The organism is Chitinophaga sp. CF118, assembly GCF_900112615.1.
GTDB lineage: Bacteria > Bacteroidota > Bacteroidia > Chitinophagales > Chitinophagaceae > Chitinophaga.
In genome coordinates, this window is record NZ_FOMK01000002.1 from 454,710 (window position 1) to 473,962 (window position 19,253).

At 36.3% G+C, this 19,253-nt stretch carries 19 protein-coding genes; 1 reads left to right on the forward strand and 18 read right to left on the reverse strand.

Translation table 11 applies throughout. The features are described from left to right. Positions 1 to 282 precede the first annotated feature (282 nt). The 3 genes from BM176_RS10145 to BM176_RS10155 all read right to left on the reverse strand — a co-directional run bounded on the left by BM176_RS10145 (position 283) and on the right by BM176_RS10155 (position 3,240). Positions 283 to 579, reverse strand: coding sequence for a hypothetical protein (locus tag BM176_RS10145; protein WP_090102441.1), 297 nt, complete (start codon positions 577 to 579; stop codon positions 283 to 285). A gap of 630 nt (positions 580 to 1,209) precedes the next feature. Continuing rightward, positions 1,210 to 1,869, reverse strand: a complete 660-nt coding sequence (locus BM176_RS10150; protein ID WP_090102443.1) for an RloB family protein — start codon at positions 1,867 to 1,869, stop codon at positions 1,210 to 1,212. A 6-nt stretch (positions 1,870 to 1,875) separates the two neighbouring features. Beyond that, a complete protein-coding gene (locus BM176_RS10155) occupies positions 1,876 to 3,240 on the reverse strand; it encodes an AAA family ATPase (protein ID WP_090102445.1) in 1,365 nt (454 codons plus the stop codon). 301 nt (positions 3,241 to 3,541) lie between these two features. Between BM176_RS10155 and BM176_RS10160 the strand changes: the two genes are divergently transcribed. Next, complete coding sequence (locus BM176_RS10160; RefSeq protein ID WP_090102447.1) at positions 3,542 to 4,825, forward strand: DUF5018 domain-containing protein; 1,284 nt, start codon at positions 3,542 to 3,544, stop codon at positions 4,823 to 4,825. Between the two features lie 119 nt (positions 4,826 to 4,944). Here the strand turns inward: BM176_RS10160 and BM176_RS32725 are convergent, their stop codons facing one another. The 15 genes from BM176_RS32725 to BM176_RS10230 form a co-directional block, all read right to left on the reverse strand. Further along, positions 4,945 to 5,445, reverse strand: a complete 501-nt coding sequence (locus BM176_RS32725; protein ID WP_218162176.1) for a tetratricopeptide repeat protein — start codon at positions 5,443 to 5,445, stop codon at positions 4,945 to 4,947. Beyond that, complete coding sequence (locus tag BM176_RS32730; RefSeq protein ID WP_218162177.1) at positions 5,424 to 5,765, reverse strand: hypothetical protein; 342 nt, start codon at positions 5,763 to 5,765, stop codon at positions 5,424 to 5,426. Before BM176_RS32730 ends, BM176_RS32725 begins: the two co-directional genes overlap by 22 nt. A 63-nt stretch (positions 5,766 to 5,828) precedes the next feature. After that, a complete protein-coding gene (locus BM176_RS10170) occupies positions 5,829 to 6,281 on the reverse strand; it encodes a hypothetical protein (protein WP_090102449.1) in 453 nt (150 codons plus the stop codon). 14 nt (positions 6,282 to 6,295) lie between these two features. Beyond that, a complete protein-coding gene (locus BM176_RS10175; protein ID WP_090102451.1) occupies positions 6,296 to 6,751 on the reverse strand; it encodes a hypothetical protein in 456 nt (151 codons plus the stop codon). A gap of 33 nt (positions 6,752 to 6,784) precedes the next feature. Next, positions 6,785 to 7,243 (reverse strand): hypothetical protein, encoded by a 459-nt coding sequence (locus tag BM176_RS10180; RefSeq protein WP_090102452.1) that lies wholly within the window; start codon positions 7,241 to 7,243, stop codon positions 6,785 to 6,787. Between the two features lie 88 nt (positions 7,244 to 7,331). Further along, positions 7,332 to 7,790, reverse strand: a complete 459-nt coding sequence (locus BM176_RS10185) for a hypothetical protein (RefSeq protein ID WP_090102454.1) — start codon at positions 7,788 to 7,790, stop codon at positions 7,332 to 7,334. A 203-nt stretch (positions 7,791 to 7,993) separates the two neighbouring features. Next, positions 7,994 to 8,638, reverse strand: coding sequence for a hypothetical protein (locus BM176_RS10190; RefSeq protein WP_090102456.1), 645 nt, complete (start codon positions 8,636 to 8,638; stop codon positions 7,994 to 7,996). A gap of 345 nt (positions 8,639 to 8,983) precedes the next feature. Next, entirely contained in the window at positions 8,984 to 9,628 is a 645-nt protein-coding gene (locus BM176_RS10195) for a hypothetical protein (RefSeq protein WP_090102458.1), read from the reverse strand. A 232-nt stretch (positions 9,629 to 9,860) separates the two neighbouring features. Next, positions 9,861 to 10,517: a hypothetical protein gene (locus BM176_RS10200; RefSeq protein ID WP_090102460.1), complete on the reverse strand. Its 657-nt coding sequence runs from the start codon at positions 10,515 to 10,517 to the stop codon at positions 9,861 to 9,863. Between the two features lie 213 nt (positions 10,518 to 10,730). Next, positions 10,731 to 11,195 carry an SMI1/KNR4 family protein gene (locus tag BM176_RS10205; RefSeq protein ID WP_090102461.1) on the reverse strand — a complete coding sequence of 155 codons (465 nt, stop codon included), beginning with the start codon at positions 11,193 to 11,195 and terminating at the stop codon, positions 10,731 to 10,733. A 284-nt stretch (positions 11,196 to 11,479) separates the two neighbouring features. Then, positions 11,480 to 11,932 (reverse strand): SMI1/KNR4 family protein, encoded by a 453-nt coding sequence (locus tag BM176_RS10210; RefSeq protein ID WP_090102463.1) that lies wholly within the window; start codon positions 11,930 to 11,932, stop codon positions 11,480 to 11,482. 32 nt (positions 11,933 to 11,964) lie between these two features. Next, positions 11,965 to 12,642 (reverse strand): SMI1/KNR4 family protein, encoded by a 678-nt coding sequence (locus BM176_RS10215; protein ID WP_090102465.1) that lies wholly within the window; start codon positions 12,640 to 12,642, stop codon positions 11,965 to 11,967. Positions 12,643 to 12,723: 81 nt separating this feature from the next. Further along, positions 12,724 to 13,230: a hypothetical protein gene (locus BM176_RS10220; RefSeq protein WP_090102467.1), complete on the reverse strand. Its 507-nt coding sequence runs from the start codon at positions 13,228 to 13,230 to the stop codon at positions 12,724 to 12,726. 41 nt (positions 13,231 to 13,271) lie between these two features. Beyond that, positions 13,272 to 13,760, reverse strand: coding sequence for a hypothetical protein (locus BM176_RS10225; RefSeq protein WP_143097775.1), 489 nt, complete (start codon positions 13,758 to 13,760; stop codon positions 13,272 to 13,274). 3 nt (positions 13,761 to 13,763) lie between these two features. Beyond that, positions 13,764 to 19,253 carry a fibronectin type III domain-containing protein gene (locus BM176_RS10230; RefSeq protein ID WP_090102471.1) on the reverse strand — a complete coding sequence of 1,830 codons (5,490 nt, stop codon included), beginning with the start codon at positions 19,251 to 19,253 and terminating at the stop codon, positions 13,764 to 13,766.

Sequence of the window (19,253 nt, forward strand, 5' to 3'; positions counted from 1 at the left end):
CTATCTATGCTACAATCCTTCCGGTATTTAAAAGGATATGCAACTTTGAATATCACATTAGATAATACAAATATACATAAATAGTAATACAAACATTCACTTAGTATTAAAACACTACAGATGAGAGAGTAAACCTATAGTTATCACCCTTTTATGATTTCTTCACTTTTCTGCCAGGTATTTCACATGACAAGAGAAGCTTTTACGATCCTATACTGATCTTACGTTCATCCTACGTCTTTTAACGTAAGATGAACGTAAGATCAGTATAGCCACATATACCTACTCCTCAATTCTGTCACCGTAGTCTTCAAGAATTTCGTCTTTTATTTCTTCCGGTGAATCACAGATATAAGTATTCAAATATCCTTCGTCGCCCCATAATTCACCACACCAATAACCAATATTATCGTTCCAATATACCGAACAAAAAAAGTTATCTGCAAGAACCAGATAGGAAAAAAAAGGTTTCATATATATCGCATTCATCACCTCTTCTTTAATCTCACCGTATTCATCCCAAAGGAATATGTCTTCAAATACGTTAAAACCATCTGGTGCTGCTATGGGTCCTTTCATATAAATTGATGTTATAAAATAGTTAAAAGTAAATCATTCAAATGCCGCGTATTCTAGCTATAGTAAGGATTTAACTGAATGTCATATAATTTAAAATTAAAGGGTCAAACAATATATTTAATACTGGAGTAGCATCTGATTTGAAGATACGGATTTTATAAAACCAATTCATTTTATGGATATCTTTTTTCTTTAAAATTCTTGTAGTGTGGTTGGAATAGTATACGACAGTCTATAATTGGAACACACGTTGAACAGACCTTCGGCACCCTTTGAACACATTTATGCGAACTAAGGGCGTCCAACGTGTGTTCAAGGTGTGTTCAACGTGTGTTCTAACTATAGACTCACTATTAACTTGCTATCAACTTACCCTAAAGGCACTGCGAAAAAAAGAGGAATTCAAGGTTAATATAGCAACTCTTCTAAAGTTACAATTTTGCTATAAAATGTGTTGGGGTAGATTGTTAAAAAAAGCCTTTTTTTTAACAACCTGGCCAGGAATAGCTAAAAAATCAGACGATGGATTATGCTCCAAATTAGCAGTAATATCCTTTTTATTCAGGGGGAAGATGTTGGTTTGCAGCAGCTGTTTACTGCTAAGCTCAAATTATACAGGCAATCTCCTTGTCAATTCTGTTCAAGGAGCTTTCTTATAAGTTTATAAACGTGTGAACCCAATTGATTAGGCCAACGCTCACCGGCATTATTATCTTGTTCTTCTGCTCTTTGAATAGCTAGATTTAAGTGCGGCAGAAAATGATTTGTATTAATATTAGATTTATTGAAACTACCTAGTAAATGTAACAATTCCATTTCGACCCTAGTTCGATCACCGGTTTTCCGATTATCCAGGAATTCTCGTTTAGTATCTTCGCTGTAGTCTGTAAGTGCTGTAATATGGAGAAGAAGCCAAAACTCAAAAGCGGGATTACTCATTGCAAAACCAAACTTTGCCTGTTGACATTTCTGAGCTACATCAGATATTTCAGATATTTTCCAGGACTGCTTATCTCTGTCAATTATCATCCACAATTCATCTCCGTCTTTAAGCCTGTATTCTTTTTTAAATTCTTTTAATTGTCTTAAAACCCTTGAAGGGGAGCTTGAATTGTCAATTCGACGTAGGGGTTCTATAAAAACTGCTTTATTATGATACCATTGGGGGGACTTAAACTCCTCAAAATATTTAATTTCTGTTTCGGTACCTTCGGCAGCGATAACAAATAGTTTTTGAGTATCTCTATTAAAACCCTTGCGAGTGAATTCTCGTCTTACCCTCCCGGCCATAAATCATCAGTTTATTACTGTTAAGTGATTCCGGCTTCCGAAAACGGGAACAGCTTTGAAACGGCCAAGAAGGTAATCTTTTCTTATTTCTTTGTCAAAGCGAATTTTGAACTCTTCCAGAGAATAAAAAGAAGATGCTCCAAATTGATCTTTTACCACAAACCAAACTTCATCTTTTCTAATCAGTTTTTGAGAAAGTAAACTTGATTCGTGAGTGGTAATAATAATTTGACTATTAATCCCTTTTGACTTCGACAAAAAGAGATCTATCATGTCGTATGTTAAATTTGGATGGAGGCTCCGGTCTATTTCATCAATTACAAATACGTTATCTCCTTTAAACAGATCCATTATGACGGGGATAAAATCCAGGATGCGCTGAGTTCCATCAGATTCTTCATTAACCTCAAATAACTCATCAACATCGCTGTTCTTCACAGCATGTTTTGTCATCATTTTCGATAATTTCAATTCTCCATTTGCATCACGACTAATGGAATAAGTTATATTACGATACGTATCACTAACAAAAACCTGCTTCGCCTCAGACTCATCAAATAAAACGTCCTTGAAATCATTCAAATCAGGAATGTCTTCAATAGAAACTTCTTCCAGGTCTACACCTTTAATACCTGTGTTAAAATATTCAAGAAATTCATTGAAAATCTCATATATATTCTGGTTGTCTCGCAACTCAAACTCTATACCCCGCTTGTGTTTAGTATTAGGGAAAATAATTCTTAAGGTATTTTGAAACCAATCCAAAACATTGAAGATATCATCTAAATCTGTAACATTATTCCTTACATTCCTAACTTTACATTCCGTTATAAAAAGTTGGTTTTTTCGGGTTCCGTCTCCGGTAAATTTCAAAAACTGTTTTTCCTCTTTATTCTTAAATTTAATTCCTGAGAAATCATAAATGCTTTTGCCAAGCTCTGACTTTCTTTCAAAAATGGATTTGTCAGCGTCTTTATTTACTTCAAAAAGCCATTCTTCAAGAATTTCAGTATTATTAAACTCAAAGCCATAAGCATAATTTTTATTCTGGTGCTTTATTTCCAGTTCTATTCTGGAAGGACGATCTACGAAAGATTTGTCCAGCCTGAAATTTCTATATCCAATTTTTTCATTTTCTGTTCTTGTTCCCAATAAAACGAATTTCCTGGTAAAGTCTAATGCCTTTGCAAGATTAGATTTACCGGAAGCATTAGCTCCGTAAATGATCGCTGTTTTTAATATTGGTATATCCCGGCTTTTCTCCGCAGGTATAATATGATGACTTTTAACACGTGATTTACCCGGAATCATCGAAATTTCTGTTCTGTCAGCAAATGACAGGAAATTCTCTATTGAAAAACGAATAAGCATATAACATTGTATTTACTGAGTAAATTTAGTGAAAAAATCACCATATTTAAGCAAATATGCATAAAAGGCTCTTTATTTCTTCAATGATCGCCTGTTTGCGGGAATTTGGCCCCTGTATATCGAAAATCCTGCTAATCTTTTAAGTTGTGGATCTGGGAAAGTTATAACTGATTGTTGTACTGTAAGAAATAAAAACATATATAACGGCCATGGATGTGTTAAACCTTAGCCCAACTTAATATTAAAATATATAATATATTTGCAACAAGAATTGTAAATTAAATCAGCCTATACTAGTACTATGAAATTATCAGCATTTTCAAGAAAATGTATTATTCCTGTATTGTTCGTAATGTCCATTGCCGCCTGTAAAAAAGATAATAATGGGAGTGATAACGCAGCCAGCAGTGAAAAAAAGATATTAACCTTTAAAGTTGATTCAATTAATGGTGTAATAGATGAGACAACTCATACCATCAATATCAGCCTGCCTACATATTATTCTCTTTCTGCAGTTCCTGCAACTATGACTATCTCGGACAGAGCTACAATATCGCCAGGAATTAAGTTGACGCTTGACCTTACTAAAACAGTGACTTTTACGGTGAAAGCGGAAGATAAGTCTACCGTAAATTATACCGTTATTGGTAAAACCGGAATGAATGATCAGAACAACATTATATCTTTTAAGCTATATGGAATGCAAGGTGGAGATCCTCTTGAGAAGGTGACTATAGATTCTATCAAAAATCAGATTATTGTGGATATGTCTGTGTTTGGGGATGCTATAACAATGAAGACAGATATTCGGCTGCCTTATGGTGCTACCTCCATACCTGGTCCAAAAGATACAGTGGACTTTACCAATCCTGTACATTATATTGTCAAAGCGGAAAACGGGAGTACCCGCGAGTATGAAGTAAAAGTGCGGAATAAAGAGAATAGACTGGATTCCCTGTTCCTTCCGGTTCATGGACTGGAGTACGGGAAATATTTAGAGCCATATGCGCTAGGTTCCTACTTAATTTTAACCAGGTTTATCCCTCAGGATTTTTATGGAAATCTTAAAAACGACGGATATGCTTTATTCTATGCACTCGAATCGGATGACCTTTATTTGCAGAAGCCCTTTAAAGCTGTAATGTCAAAAAATGCGACTGCTACACCAACATTTAATATGCTGGCAGACTATAGTAAAGATGTGGTGTACAAAATCACTTCTGAAACTGGAGCTGAAAGAAATTATACCGTTAGGGTGATCAGGAACAAGGTCATCATGAAAAATATGGGGGTTTATTACGGGGCCATTGGTTTTTCAAATTTCAATTCGTTGCAACCGCTGGATTATAGAAGTAATGCAAGGATCAGCCAGGTATGGGCCATGGATACCCTAACATTGGCAACCACGCCAATGAAAATACAGAAAAGTCGCGACAAAGATGATTGGGGCATCTATCATGATTACCTGGGTTTAGCGGATGGTAATCCTTTAGCTAAGGGCACCTATCGTTTGAAAGTAAAGTTGGAAAACGGGGAAGAAGAAGTGACCCGGTTTATTTTTTATGGAATGCCTCCAGAGAACTAAATTTTTATAGTAGCTACGCCTTAAAAGCCGCCTGAAATGCCCACTAATTCACTGGCTACATTTCTGGCGGCTTTTTCCTTGTTATTGCTGGTAGTAGTGGCTGAAGGCTCATTGTTCCACTATTTTTCAGCAATTGATTTTAGAGTGAATTTTGCTAATTCAATATTTCCGGTAGTCACATCAGGTGAAAATATGAGATTTCCAAGAAGCTGTTTTGCTTCTTCTTTCTTTCCATCTTCATTTAATATAACTGCCTTGTTTATTATTAAGATTCCTTTCGTGTCAGCATCAGGTTGCTTTGAAAGACCTTGTTCAATTGCTTGTAACCTTTCTTTTTTATCGTTTGATAAGATTGCAAGTTCTTTCCAGGCTGGTGCAAAGTTTGGAACTTTTTCAGTTATCATTCTTGCAATTTCAAGTTTTTTATTTTCGTCATTTGTCCACTCAATTTGCATATAAGCCGCATACAAACCCTTAGGGAATTTCCCTGATTGTTCTCCTTCCAATGAGTATAAAGCGGTCTTTGCTGTGAAAAAACCTTTGGGAGCTAATTCATCTGTCTTTTTGTAAAATTTCAATGCGTTGTCAAAATCACCTTTCAGTAAATAAGTATAAGCCAAATCATAAGTAGGGTATGCCCAGGATGGCTGAATTTTAATAGCTTCTCCAGTTTGGCAATAGATAAATCATATTTGCCAGCTTGTCCCAATTCTATTGCTTCATTGTGTAAACCCTTAGCTGTTGGGTCAATAGTTTGATTACTCACAATTTCATAGTTTATTTGCCCTGTAACATTTGCAAGGTCATTCCTGGTCAAAGAATGACCTGAACTGTCTTTGAAAATTATGTCTTGTTTTTCAGAGTTAGTTTTGTTAGTACCAGTATGGCAAGAGCATAAAATTAGAAATGTCAGACAGGAAATACTTGTTATTAGTTTCATTGGTCTTTTGTAATATGAATTACTCACTTGTGTTCGCAGATGCCTTTCCTTCTCTTATAAACATTATTTTGATTTTAACAATTCTTTCAATTCAAGTATAGCGCTTATTATTTCCTGCTCCCATTTATCATCCACAGTTCCCTTTTCCTTGAATTTAAAAAGGTCCGCAGCTTCAAGCGCTTTCTCTCCCAGTTGGAGGGATAATTCATAAAACTGCTTATACGATAAAATTGTTTTCTTCTTCTTGCCCTGATAAATTTTCACTACTCCTTTGTCAAGCCATACTATATCATTTTCTATTACGGGACCAAAAACAAAACCATCGGAACCAATATGATGTTCTCCCTTATTTATCACGGCTAATAAAAAAGAAGGAATATCCTGAATTCTCTGATCGGCAACATAACCAATCCCCTCCCAGATAAAATCTATATCCTCATTTACATAATTGATCAGAAATGGCTTGTCCATTTCATTCGTCACATCCTCTTTAAAATAGATAATATACTTATTCATTATAAATTATTTACTTATTGATATAATGCCAACTTCTCCTTGAGTAATGGAATACATTTTCTTATGTCATCCTCCCACTTGTCGTCTACTTTCCCTTTTTCCTTCAATTGGAAAACAGTCATTGCCTCCAAAGCTTTTTCCGCAATCTGAAGAGATAGTTCATAAAATTCCTTGTATGTTATAACTGTTCCCGTATCCATTACATAAATCCTTACCAGTCCTTCATCAATCCAGATAATGTCTGCGTCTATCATTGGCCCTATATCAATACCGCAATATTCAGAATTTTGGCCTCCCCGTTCCAATATATTTTTGAGCAGAACGGGTATTTCGTGAGTTGTTCCCGCAACAATATAACCTATGCCTTCACTATTAAAGTCGATCTCTTCTCCATTGGCATATCTCATGAACAATGGCTTATTAAGCCTGTTCAATCTTTCTTCATCTAAAACGATTTGATATTTATTCATAACTACCTGCAATTTTATTACCTGCTTTACAGGTTATATATATAATGCCAACTTCTCCTTGAGCAATGGAATGTATTTTCTTATGTCATCCTCCCACTTGTCGTCTACTTTCCCTTTTCCCTTCAATTGGAAAACAGTCATTGCCTCCAAAGCTTTTTCCGCAATCTGAAGCGATAGCTCATAAAATTCCTTGTATGTTATAATTGTACGTGTATCCATTACGTAAACATCTACAAGGCCTTCATCAAGCCAGATAAGATCATCTCCATCTGTCATTGGCCCCATAATAATACCGCAATATTCAGCAGTCTCACCTCTTTCCTCCAATGCATTTTTTAGAAATCCGGGAACTTCTTGAATTCTTCTCGAAAGCATAAAGCCTATACCTTCACTATCAAAATCAATCTCTTCTCCATTGGCATATCTCATGAAGAATGGATTCTCAAGCCTGTTCAATCTTTCTTCATCTAAAATAATCTGATATTTATTCATAACCTTTAAATCAGAAATGACTTGTCCATTTCGTTCGTCTTATCCACTTTAAAATTGATAATATACTTATTCAGTATAAACTATTTGCTTATTGAAACAATGCCAACTGCTCTTTGAGTAATGGAATGTATTTTCTTATGTCTTCCTCCCACTTATCATCTACTTTACCTTTCTCTTTTAATTCAAAAATAGTCATGGCCTCCAAAGCTTTTTCCGCTATCTGAAGTGATAGTTCATAAAATTCCTTGTATGTTATAATTGTATGTGTATCCATGACAAAAACCCTTACCAGTCCTTGATCAAGCCAGATAATATCTCCCTCTGTCATTGGCCCCATAGTAAAGCCAGAATATTCAGAAGCATATCCCTCTCCGTCCTCCAGTATATTTTTAAGAAGAATAGGAATTTCGTCAGTTCTTCTCGCTACGATATAACCTATGCCTTCATTATTAAAGTCGATCTTTTCTCCATTGGCATATCTCATGGACAAAGGCTTATTAAGTCTATTCATTTTATCTTCATCTAAAATGATTTGATATTTATTCATAACTGCCAGCAATTTTATTACATGCTTTACAACCTTATATATATAATGCCAACTTCTCCTTGAGTAATAGAATGAATGATAAATGTTTCATACTCATTATCAATAGTATAAATAAGGAGTTTTAATTTTTAATTTCAAATTAGGAACCGGGATGTCTTTAATAACCGCCATTGTATTGCTCTTCCAGTGGCGGTGTTATAATATTAAATATCGGAGGGGGATTGCTCTCCGGATCTTTTTATAGCTTCCAGATATGCGTTCAGGTCGAAGGCTGGATTAGGATCTGCGTCATACTCCCTGATAATGATAGATTCTTCAAGGAAGAAATCATAGCCTGCCTGAGTGGTTGTAAAATTGCTCTCCTTCAATAATAACTCTTTATTTTTCCAGCCCAACTCTTCATGCAACTTTTTAAGCAAAGCAGCTATTCTAAGATAATTCAGTTGATAGCGGTCTAGGTTCCAGGTAAAATCATAAGTTTCGAGATCCAGCATCATTGGCAACCAATGATCAGTCTTTACCGTAATAATAAAATTTTGCTCTGATTTCAGAAAACTCTCAATACATATGATGTTCTGATATACTTCCTCTCCATTGGAAGTATATATAACAGTATCTCCTGAAAAATCAATTGATGATGCTTTTTCCAGATAGCCAGACGCTTCAATCTGATCCAATAATTCATCCACAGTATCATATTCTAATGGAATATTACCACTCATTTTTTTAGGAAATAAAATCTTAGATGAAATAAGATTTTCCATTAAGATCCAGAGACTTTTCCTGATTGAAGAATGGTGCTCATAACTTACCCCATCAAACATCCAGCTTGCGCGATCTTTACTCATATGAAAATTTATAAATTAAACGTCTTCATCCTCCCAAATCACCTTAACTTTTGTACCATCCGAAAATATTAAATGAAATTCATCAATTAATACATTAGTTGGTTCCGAGACTCGCATTATCTTAAAGATTATGTTTAAACTAACCTAATACATCTGAAAAGGTTCATACGGCTCCTGCAACTTTATTGTTGTTATATTTTTAATAAGGGTAATTTTTTTGACAATTCATCCTATAAATACCTGATTATGGGATCCAACCCTTCTTCCTTCACAATTTCAAGTTAGGAACCGGGATGTCTTTAATAACCGCCACTAGATCTGGTTTTCCAGTGGCGGTGTTATATACTAACTTTTCTGGGTGTACTTCTCTCTGGCGTTTTTTATTGCTGCCAGATATGCGTCCAGGTCAAAAGCTGGATTAGGTTTTTCCTCATACTCTCTGATAATGATAGATTCTTTTATAAAGAAATCGTAGCCGGCCTCAAGTGTTATAAAGTCTTCATCCAAAAATAATAACTCTTTATCTTTCCAGCCCAGCTCCTCATGTAACTTTTCAAGTAAAGCAGGGATCCTATGATAATTCAATTGATATAGCTCTAGGTTCCATGTAAATTCGTAAGTATCATTATCCATCATCATTGGCAACCAATGATCAGTCTGTACAATAAAAAGAAAATTTTGCTCTGATGTAACGAACCCCTCGATACGTATGATGTCCTTAAGTACTTCTTCTCCATTAGGAGTATATATGACTGTATCTCCTAAAAAACCAATTTCTGCTGCTTTCCCCAGATAGCCAGTCGCTTCAATCTGATCCAATAATTCGTCTATTGTATCATATTTTAATGGAATATTAGGATTCAATGCTTTAGGAAATAAAATCTTAGATGAAATAAGATTTTCCATTAAGATTTTGAGACTTTTCCTGATTGCAGGATATTTCTCAAAACTTACCCCGTCAAACATCCAGGAGCCGCGATCTTTACTCATATGCTTGAAATTTAAATTGTCAAACTGATGAATGCTATTGGGATGTCAAAGGTACTTCTCAATAAATCCTTGTGGGCATAAATGCAATCATGTCAGTGTTTGCAGCCTCCACGTTTTTTGCTATCCCTATTATGAGAGTATAAAGCGATAGGCATGGATAAAAAATGTTCTTATAAATTGTAAATAATTACCGCCACCACCAGATCTGGTCTTCAAGTGGCGGTGTTATATACTATCTTTTTCGGGTGTACTTCTCTCTGGCATTTTTTATAGCTGCCAGATATGCTTCCAGATCAAAGGCTGGATTGGGATTTGCTTCATACTCTCTGATGATGACAGATTCTTCCAAATAGAAATCGTATCCTGCCTGAACAGTTAAATACCATTCTTCCTTAAATAATAACTCTTCATTTTTCCAGCCAAGCTCCTCATTTAACTTGCTAAGCAATGCAGGTATCCTATAATAATTCAATTGATATTGCTCCAGGTTCCAGGTAAAATCCATAGTTTCCCTATCCATCATCATCGGCAACCAATGATCGGTCCGCACAACGTAACCAAAATCTTGCCCTGATGTTCTGAAACGCTCGATACGTATGATGTCTTGATGTACTTCTTCTCCATTGGGAGTATATATAATTGTATCTCCCCAAATAGCAAATTCAAAAGCATTTTCCAGATAGCCACTTGCTTCAATCTGATCCAGTAATTCATCTACTGTATCGTATTGTAACGAAATATTACCATACAATGCTTTAGGAAGTAAAATCTTAGATGAAATAAGATTTTCCATTAAGATCCTGAGACTTTTCATAATTTCTGGATAGCTTTCATTATAGCTCCCATAATATATTCCATCAAACAGCCAGCAGCCGCGATCACTAATCATACACTTAAAAGTTTATATATTGAAGTCCCTCCATTAAGTCAAGGATCTCTTGTAATCTGCCTAACATCGTCAATTTTAACGATTCAGTTACTATGATATATAGATTTGTCTAACAATACCATAAGTCAAATCAATTACACGATAACCACTTCATTAATTTCTTTAAAATGCTTCCAATATTCCTTTTATTATTTCCAAATAATCCGATATAAATTATTCCAAAGATTCAATTACAGGATTCAATCCATCATCCTTTATAAATATAGAAAAAGAAGGTTTATGCAATATAATTGTCCCATTATCCATTAAAGCATAAACTGGAGGATCTTGATTATTCTCTCGACAATCAAAAAAATAAAACACGTAACCTTGCCATTGTCCAAACAAAAAATACTTTTCATTTATACTTGCTTTGGGTCCGGTCTTCCTATCATCAAAATTCAAAGCTGCAATCGCTTCAGACCTTGTTTCAAGCAAATATTTGATTTCAGTATAGTATGCTGTAAACAATTGCCCACTTTCTTTGCCGAAAAAAAACAAGTATTCCCGATATGCATCTGGAAGAATAATTTTAAATTCAATTTCTAGATTTTCAATTTCCGTTTCAGATATTCCTTGTATTTTTTCATACTTCCCAAAAATTTCCATATAAGGCTCCAGGAAAAACAAATATTTCATCCCTATTAATTATAGCAGATTAAGGTAATATAGCTAGTCGTCATATCTTTCTTCGTATATTTTCCATTTGGAAGGAATAAACACCTTTTCCATAATTACATTATCATGCTCGTCATACATAGAATTTTCGGCTCATGAACACCAAGACGATTAACAACTTTCCTACCGCCTATAAACATAACACCTATACCCAAACTGTATTTGATCATATATAAACTTAGGCAAGCCGTTGTCCAACCTTATGAAAATAATTATCTTCTTTACACCCCACTACTTCCATTTACCTATACATATTCTCTATATATGTCTAATGATTTAACGTAATCAGAAAAATGATCCTTTATTTTTATATACTTATCATTCCCAGACTTAAATTCATAAACTGGAGGATCATCTCCTTCATCCAGTTTAAAGAACCAAAATTTTCCATGAAGCCCAAAACAGGAAAATACAAAATTGTCTTTTTCCTTATTCATAAAGTCCAAATCATAATCTTCCGCAATCATTATAGCTTCCTGCTGCATTTCATGAAATTCTTCATATTGAAAGGTATTACCCAAATCAAAAGCAAATGCGCCATATTTTCCAAATATTAGGAAAAGTTCCCTGTAACACAATGGTAACTTTACATTCCAACTCTTTTCGATCTGATCAATTTCATCATTTGTACAACCAGTAGCAAATGATAAATGATCTTTTTTATATTCTTCTAAAAAACCTAGATATTTATGTTGCATCAATTTGGTATAAATCTTTTTGAGAAGAAAGATCAGCCAGTTATTCCTATATGCGTCCAAACATCTATTATCCGCCAGAAATCAATATTTCTCATAGGGGCTTTGTTATGGAACCATAACATACTTTCACCTCTTTCCTTTGTTACATTCACGCAAACATAATCACCCATCCCATTGGGATAAATTGCCAGCATATCATCCAGGTTAAAGTCCAATTCTCCAAGTTCATCCAGAATCCCCCATTCATCATCGCCAAGAAAACTCCACCTTTCTACAGATGCCAATCCCATCGATCTTGACGCAAAATAGAACCATCCATTATGTAGTTCATAAAAGTCAGACAATTTTTCTGGCAAATGTTTCCAATACTTACTGATGTTATCTGGAACTTTTTTGGACAGGGGATTTTGTCCTTCATAATAAAGTATTCTCGTTTCCTTCTGAATACCATATAACAGTGAATATCCATGGACCTGATGGATAAGCTCAACACTTCTCAGATTTTCATGCAGATACATCAATACATTCCCCAGTTCTTTACTGAAAGGTTTCCATAGTTCCAGTGTCTTATTTATCCGTTCTTCCCCTTTTACAGATAACAGATCCAGCCAGGAAGCTGGCAACACAGTAGGATCAGGCAGATCATCAACAGTAAGTATCTGCAGCTCAGCCGAATGTTTTTTTATATAGTCAAGTCCTTGTTTATCCATAATATTATCAGACAACACTTATATTCTTTAAAATTCAAGGAGTCAAAGCATTCCTCATCCATTAATAGAGAAAACACAGCATCATTCTAACAATCCAGGATCTTTAAATAACCAATCCTTATCGTAAGGGTATTTACTAAGCCGTTGCATTTCTTCCCAACCATATACCCACTTAGATAAATCAAACCAGAAATACTCATCTGGGTTTAATCTCAAATATTCATAACAAAAACGATAGAACAGCTCGTATGCTTCTTCATTTAAATCTTTAATGGAAGCTAGATTACATAAATTCTCCCCTGGTTTTAAAAAATCAAACTTTTGAATTGATCCAGAAGATATGCCTCCAGGATTAACACCCTGAATTTCCAAAACAAAACACTTATTTTGCTTATCATAATTTACACTAAAAAAATCATCCGCAATAAAAACAGATAAATGACTGAATTTCCCATCCGGAAAATATTCTTTATCATTTTTATATTCGAAAAAAAAGTTAGCATTAAAAGCAACTTCTGCTATATCCCTCACCATTTTCTGCGCAGAATGTTTTTCCCAGTTTTTCAATAAATAAATTAAATACCCCATAAATATTATTGTTATTCTTTCGCAAATAGTATCCTCCTTAACTATATTACGTCTTTTAATAACCAATCCTTATCATAAGGATACATACTTAGTTTTTTCATTTCCTCCCAACTAAATGGCCTGGTTGAACTATCAAGGTATATATACTCATCAGTATTTATTTTCAGATATTCATAGCAGAAATGATAAAATAACTCGAATGCATCTTTATCCAATTTATCAATATAGGCCAGGCTACATAATTTTTCCCCGGGTACTAAATAATCGAAATCTTTATCAAAATCCAGTGCAAAAAATGTAGGATCAAGCCCTTCAATTTCAAAAGTGAATCCATTATCTTCATCAATATTCTGGATACTATTTCCAATATAGGTTGTAAAATGGCGAATGGAGCCATCAGAAAAAAACTTTTTATCATTCCTGTAATGATATAAAGCATCAATATTAAAGGAAGCCTCCGCTATATCTTTTACCATTTTAAGTGGAGAATGCTTTTCCCAATTCTTTAATAAATGAACAAAATATCCCATAAATTATTTTATTACCTTTTCAAGCTCTTCCAAAGAAGTAACAACGGTTATGGATTCCCCATTAGTACCTCTTAATGCCTTTATACCATCAAGAATATCTTTTTCATTCGGAGAGATATTTACCAATGGTTCATCAACAAACAATATAACCTTTTTATTATATGGATTACAAAATGAACCTTCAGTGGAAATTAAAAATTTCTCAAACTGACCTTTCTTCATAGCACCCCAGGCAGCTTTCACTTCTATTATTTCGTGCGCCGTAATATTATCGAATTCAGCGATTGTTGCACTTCCATTCTTCATCTTTAACCCGTAGCCCAATAATTGTTTCTTGCTCGCCACGAACTCACCAACTTTAGCCTCGGCAAGAGCTCCCTTGTTAATATTATTTATAGGTAGAGCCTTTGCGTCAGCTATTCTTTTCGAAATTACATCCGGAGTCTGTTCTCCCCAACTCATTGTCTTTCCCGATGGATTTGTATAGTATGCTTCTCTACCTAAACGAGTTAACGTGCCCATTACCTCCATTCCTTCTTCCGCAGCTACAAATGTTGAACTTTTACCCAATCTCACTATTTCTCCAGTTGGCATTTCACCAGACCCAATTCTGATTGTAGCTACTTCTGCCTCTTCAACATGAGGGCTTACCTTTACAAAATCATACTCCCCTGCTATTCCTCCATTTGTACCTAAATCCACCCAACCATGACTGGCATATATTGGGCGATCCATAAAATCTGCCAGAAGATGAGCTGACTTAAGATCACTACACGAAATTAATACAATATCAGTATTGACAGGAATTTGTTTCTCTAATAAGTGTATAGCTAAAGAAGTGTTGGATAATTCCTCCTCTACTCCATTTATCGTTACAAAGAATTTATCTCCTTCACCGTGAACTGCTACATATAGATTCTTATCTTTTATGTTATTTAACGATGCATTTAGATGCCGCATTTCGCCCTCGCTTACTATTACTACTCTTTCGGATAGTGCATGAGCATCTTCAGCAAAATAAGCTTCCACTACTCTGGCAGGAGCTGTAACTTTTGCCATTGCATATCCTGCATAGCCTACTCTTCCTAACGTATAGGCATAAGTAAGATAATTGAGATTCTGAACGAATTCCGGATGATCCTGATATAACTCAGGAGCCATGTTTGCAAAAATGGTAAAATCAGATAATGTCAGATCTACCGCAAACCCGATATTTGCCCAGATACCCGCTGAAGATAATCCGCTGGCTCCAATCATGCAGAGCGCTGTATTGGCAGCTATCGCTGAAGTTGTAACTACGGCTTGCTTAGTATCTATTTTAAACAATGTATACACCCCAATGGCTGGCAATACATACGGTATCCCTTTAATTAATGTAGTACCAAATGCTGTTACATCCCTCTTAGGAATCACTATGATCATTTCAAGCGGGTCAAACCCATTCTTGAACAATTTTGCTCTTCCATATCCATTCCCCAACGCCCAATCAACGATAACACCAGCTCCATTCTTTACTTCAAGGCTTATTTTTTGATTCTTTGTATCAAAATCTTCTATATTCCTTGCTGTTAATAAACCATTATCAAACTCAAGCCATTTACCCTTATTTATTGGTTCTATAGGGAAGAAAGCCGGATTAGTGCCTGGTCGCTCTACATCAATAACTGATATTGTAATGGCATTAGCCAGCTGAGTAAAATTACCTTCCGATAAATACAGGTAATCATACATTCTGCTAAGCAATGAGAATAACGTTTTGTTATCATCAAAATGCTTTATTACCGCATATATTTCCGCCGTACTCTTACAATTCCTTACTATTTCAACTATAATATCCTGTTCGTAAAAATCAGGGCTGTTGATCGAATAACGCTGACGCAACTCTTTAGGCTGCATTAATTTCTCTATCAGGCATATCCTGTTGTCAACCGTCAGATTAATAAATGGTATGTTCGTCAGATAAGATTTGGCAAAAACACCTCCTTTTTTAGAAGTAACTACAAAATGCTCTTTAATAAATGCCAGAATCTCAGCTGCATCATTGAATTTACATTCCTGGAAATTCTTAATGTTTGCATTTAGAGATTTAAATTGCTCATGTATCTTTTTAAGTTCATCTACTGTTATGGATGACAGCTTCTTCGAATCATACCATTGATCACCAACATCATTATAAGTATATTCAAAAAGCTGGTTATTCGTTTCAAGCACATCTGAAGGCAATTCACTCAGCGTTTGACAAATACTGTAAATCTCCTCCTTCACCGCTGGCTGATCAGATCCTACAACTATTTTTGTAAAGAGATCATAATTTCTCTTGTAAATCTTATTTTGACACAGACATCCGGGATTTGGATGCGTTACTCCATCAATCGTTACCTCACAGCGCACATCATCATCTGATACGCCAATTTCAGTAACAACTTCTCCGGAGTTTAATTTACTTGAATTATAATAGGTTTTACTATCGTAACTATATCCCGCAAATGCACCAGTACTTGGATAATAAAATGCATCATATTCTTTTCCATTATAAATGAACGATGCTAATGAGCCCTTCTTAGCAGAATTGGAGGTACTCAAATCTTTATAATAAACAGAAGCTGGAACTGCGTTATCCGGTAATTTAATCACATTCCCATCCGGAGCATAGAATATATGTTTACCATTCCATACGTCTGCAGGAATACCATTCAAACACTTGTACAATGATTTACCCCGTTCCATATTTGACTCCCCATCTCCCTCAAACACTCCCCACACATGCCCCGGATCATGCACTATATCCCATTGGTATTTCAGCAACGTATAACCGTTGTTATAATCCATCAGGTTATCCGTGCTACCCTGAGATAAGCCTATACCACTGCTAAACGTATGCTCCAATGTATAAGCACCATGCCCCGTTTCATGTGCTACTGTGCGGCTTATTTCATCAGTAGAAGCGCCTTTTACAAATATGAAACCAAACTGACTCTGACGGGGCATTTTACCTAACAGATCAGACCCACTCATCGCTGCCTCATTCACAACAAACAGATAAGTTACCTCATCATCAATGTCATGTGTTTTAGCATACGCTTTCTTCATCGCCTTCTCCTCACCGGTAAAGCCGTTACTAAGGAAAGCACTCTTACTATCCTGTAATACTTCATCACCATCAAGATCCCAGCTGGTATTATCCCGGAATGTATTATCCGTTTCCACGGTATAGGAAATTCCGATCCTACCATAGGCCTTTTCAAGACTGCTCTTAATAGCAGTTTCCGGTACAGAAGTATTCTGTCCTACCGGGATCAACACAACCTTCTGCTGAATTGGTGCATAACTCGCTACCAGCAATTTACCTATGCTTGTATACCCGCCACCTGCTTTAGGATACACGGCAAAGACCTCCTGCGCATCACTGGCAGGACCGCCTGTGATCGTCACAGTATATTGATTACCTGTTTTTGTTGATGGATACACAATCCCCATCCCGCTAACAAACTTAATTGTAGAAGTATCTGAACTTCCTTCCAGGGTAGCTATTACATCTTCATGTGCTCCTGGTATGATAGCCTTAGCACTAACCCGGTACTGACCATTAGCCAGGAGTTCATAACTGCTGTCAAGTACTGCTTTTCCGGTGTACGCTTCCTTCCATGCATCAAATGCATACTTGTTATTGGCAGCTGCACTAAATGTAATCCGGCCTTTACTGAGATCCAGATTATTTAATGTTGTAGTATTAATGCTCTTATCACGAATACCGGCATCGGTTACAGTGCCATTCTTATCTATATTGAAAAGATGACCATCGGCATCTTCAATCACCAATGGTAATGTCTTACCTGTTTCAGTATAATTTACTACCTCTTTTCCTCCTTTACCATCTGTTAAAATAATGGTGCCGCTTAACGTATCTACTGTAATATTCTCCTTCGTGAAAATGTGGAGATTGGTAGTGATATCTGGTACGATGTCGCCAGTCTTCACCTGTCCTACATCATCTCCTCCATGCTGGTTTTTCAATTCATCACTAACGAATTTATCTATGCCACTGGTGACTGCCTGCATCTCTCCACGTATTACAACAAGGTCTGTATTAATGGAGATGCTATTAAAATACATAGGTAATCCCATTCCAAATCCTGGAGTGATCACCCGACCGGTACCACTGAACACACCATTACCTCCGGTCACTTCCGTTAGCATCACATCAAAAAGACCTATACGAACAATATTACCTGCTATTGCTGAAGGAAGCGGCTGACTGTTTGCCGGTAGTTGTAATTTACTGCCATCTCCACAACTAAAAACTCTCAGAGAATCTGTGGTGACTGTCACCAGTTCACTATATGGGCCATACACACCGGATATACGCCATTGTAACCGTGCTTCATAACGACGGTTGGGTTCAAGGCTATGCAGTGTTAACGCGCTATCTGTCTGCGTTTCTTGCGTAAACCAATCGTACTCCACTCCATCTTTGGCTGCGGCACGGTACTGCAGCCGGTAAGTCTCAACACTATATCTGTTACTGGATGCCCGTGGCCACCACAGTTTGATACTACGTTCGCCATTTGATACTCCGTATAATAAAGGTTTATTGATATTATTAACCTGGAAAGGATTCGTACCTAAATACGTGAATTTGCAACTCTGACTATATCCCTGGTTGCTGAACATATCACGACCACTCTTATCACGTGCCTGGACAATCCAAACGTATTCCATGCTGTCGATCAACTGCGGCTCACCGGGACCATAGATTAATGTATTACTTTCTGTAGTTACAGTATACAGCGGCCGGGCACTACGAACAATATAATCCGCATTACTATTCTTCGGTTTGATCTCGTATAAAGAGAAGATATATTCTGTGCCACTACCGGGTAAAGGATTCGGAGTATTACGATTGCTCCAGTTAAATGTAAGAAACTGGGGATCGATCTTGTCGACACGACTACCACAAATAGGCAGATTCAACAAAGGTGGTTCACTCTTCTGAAAGAAGAAGATATTCGCACCCGTATTACTTACCTGCACTGTAGGACGACGATAGTCAAATGCTGTGAAAGAGATCCTGTAAGCTCCTTCCGGCAAGGCTTTGGTGCGGTCGTAATTATCACGACTAAAGCCTCCGCTGAAGTCGATATTATTAGTATTCAGGTAATCGGAGAGATCTGCACCACTAATAATAGTAGGTACACCAGCCGTGAGCGTAAGTGCCCTTGGATGAAAAGCTCCCGAAGTACGCATAATCAGCGTTCCATTCTGCTCTACCGTCATCTGCAGGATCACATCATAAGAAGGCTGCGTAAGATCGTTCTGTACCAGGATTACACGTAACTTATCACTGCCAGGCACTGCATAATCAGGTAGATAAACACTATATGGAGGAATGATCTGAGTGCTGGCTGTAACAGGGAACTGCTGCGCCTTCACGGATAATCCTGCAATAACGAACAATATCACACTGAAAAATACACGGGATATACTTGATCTCAT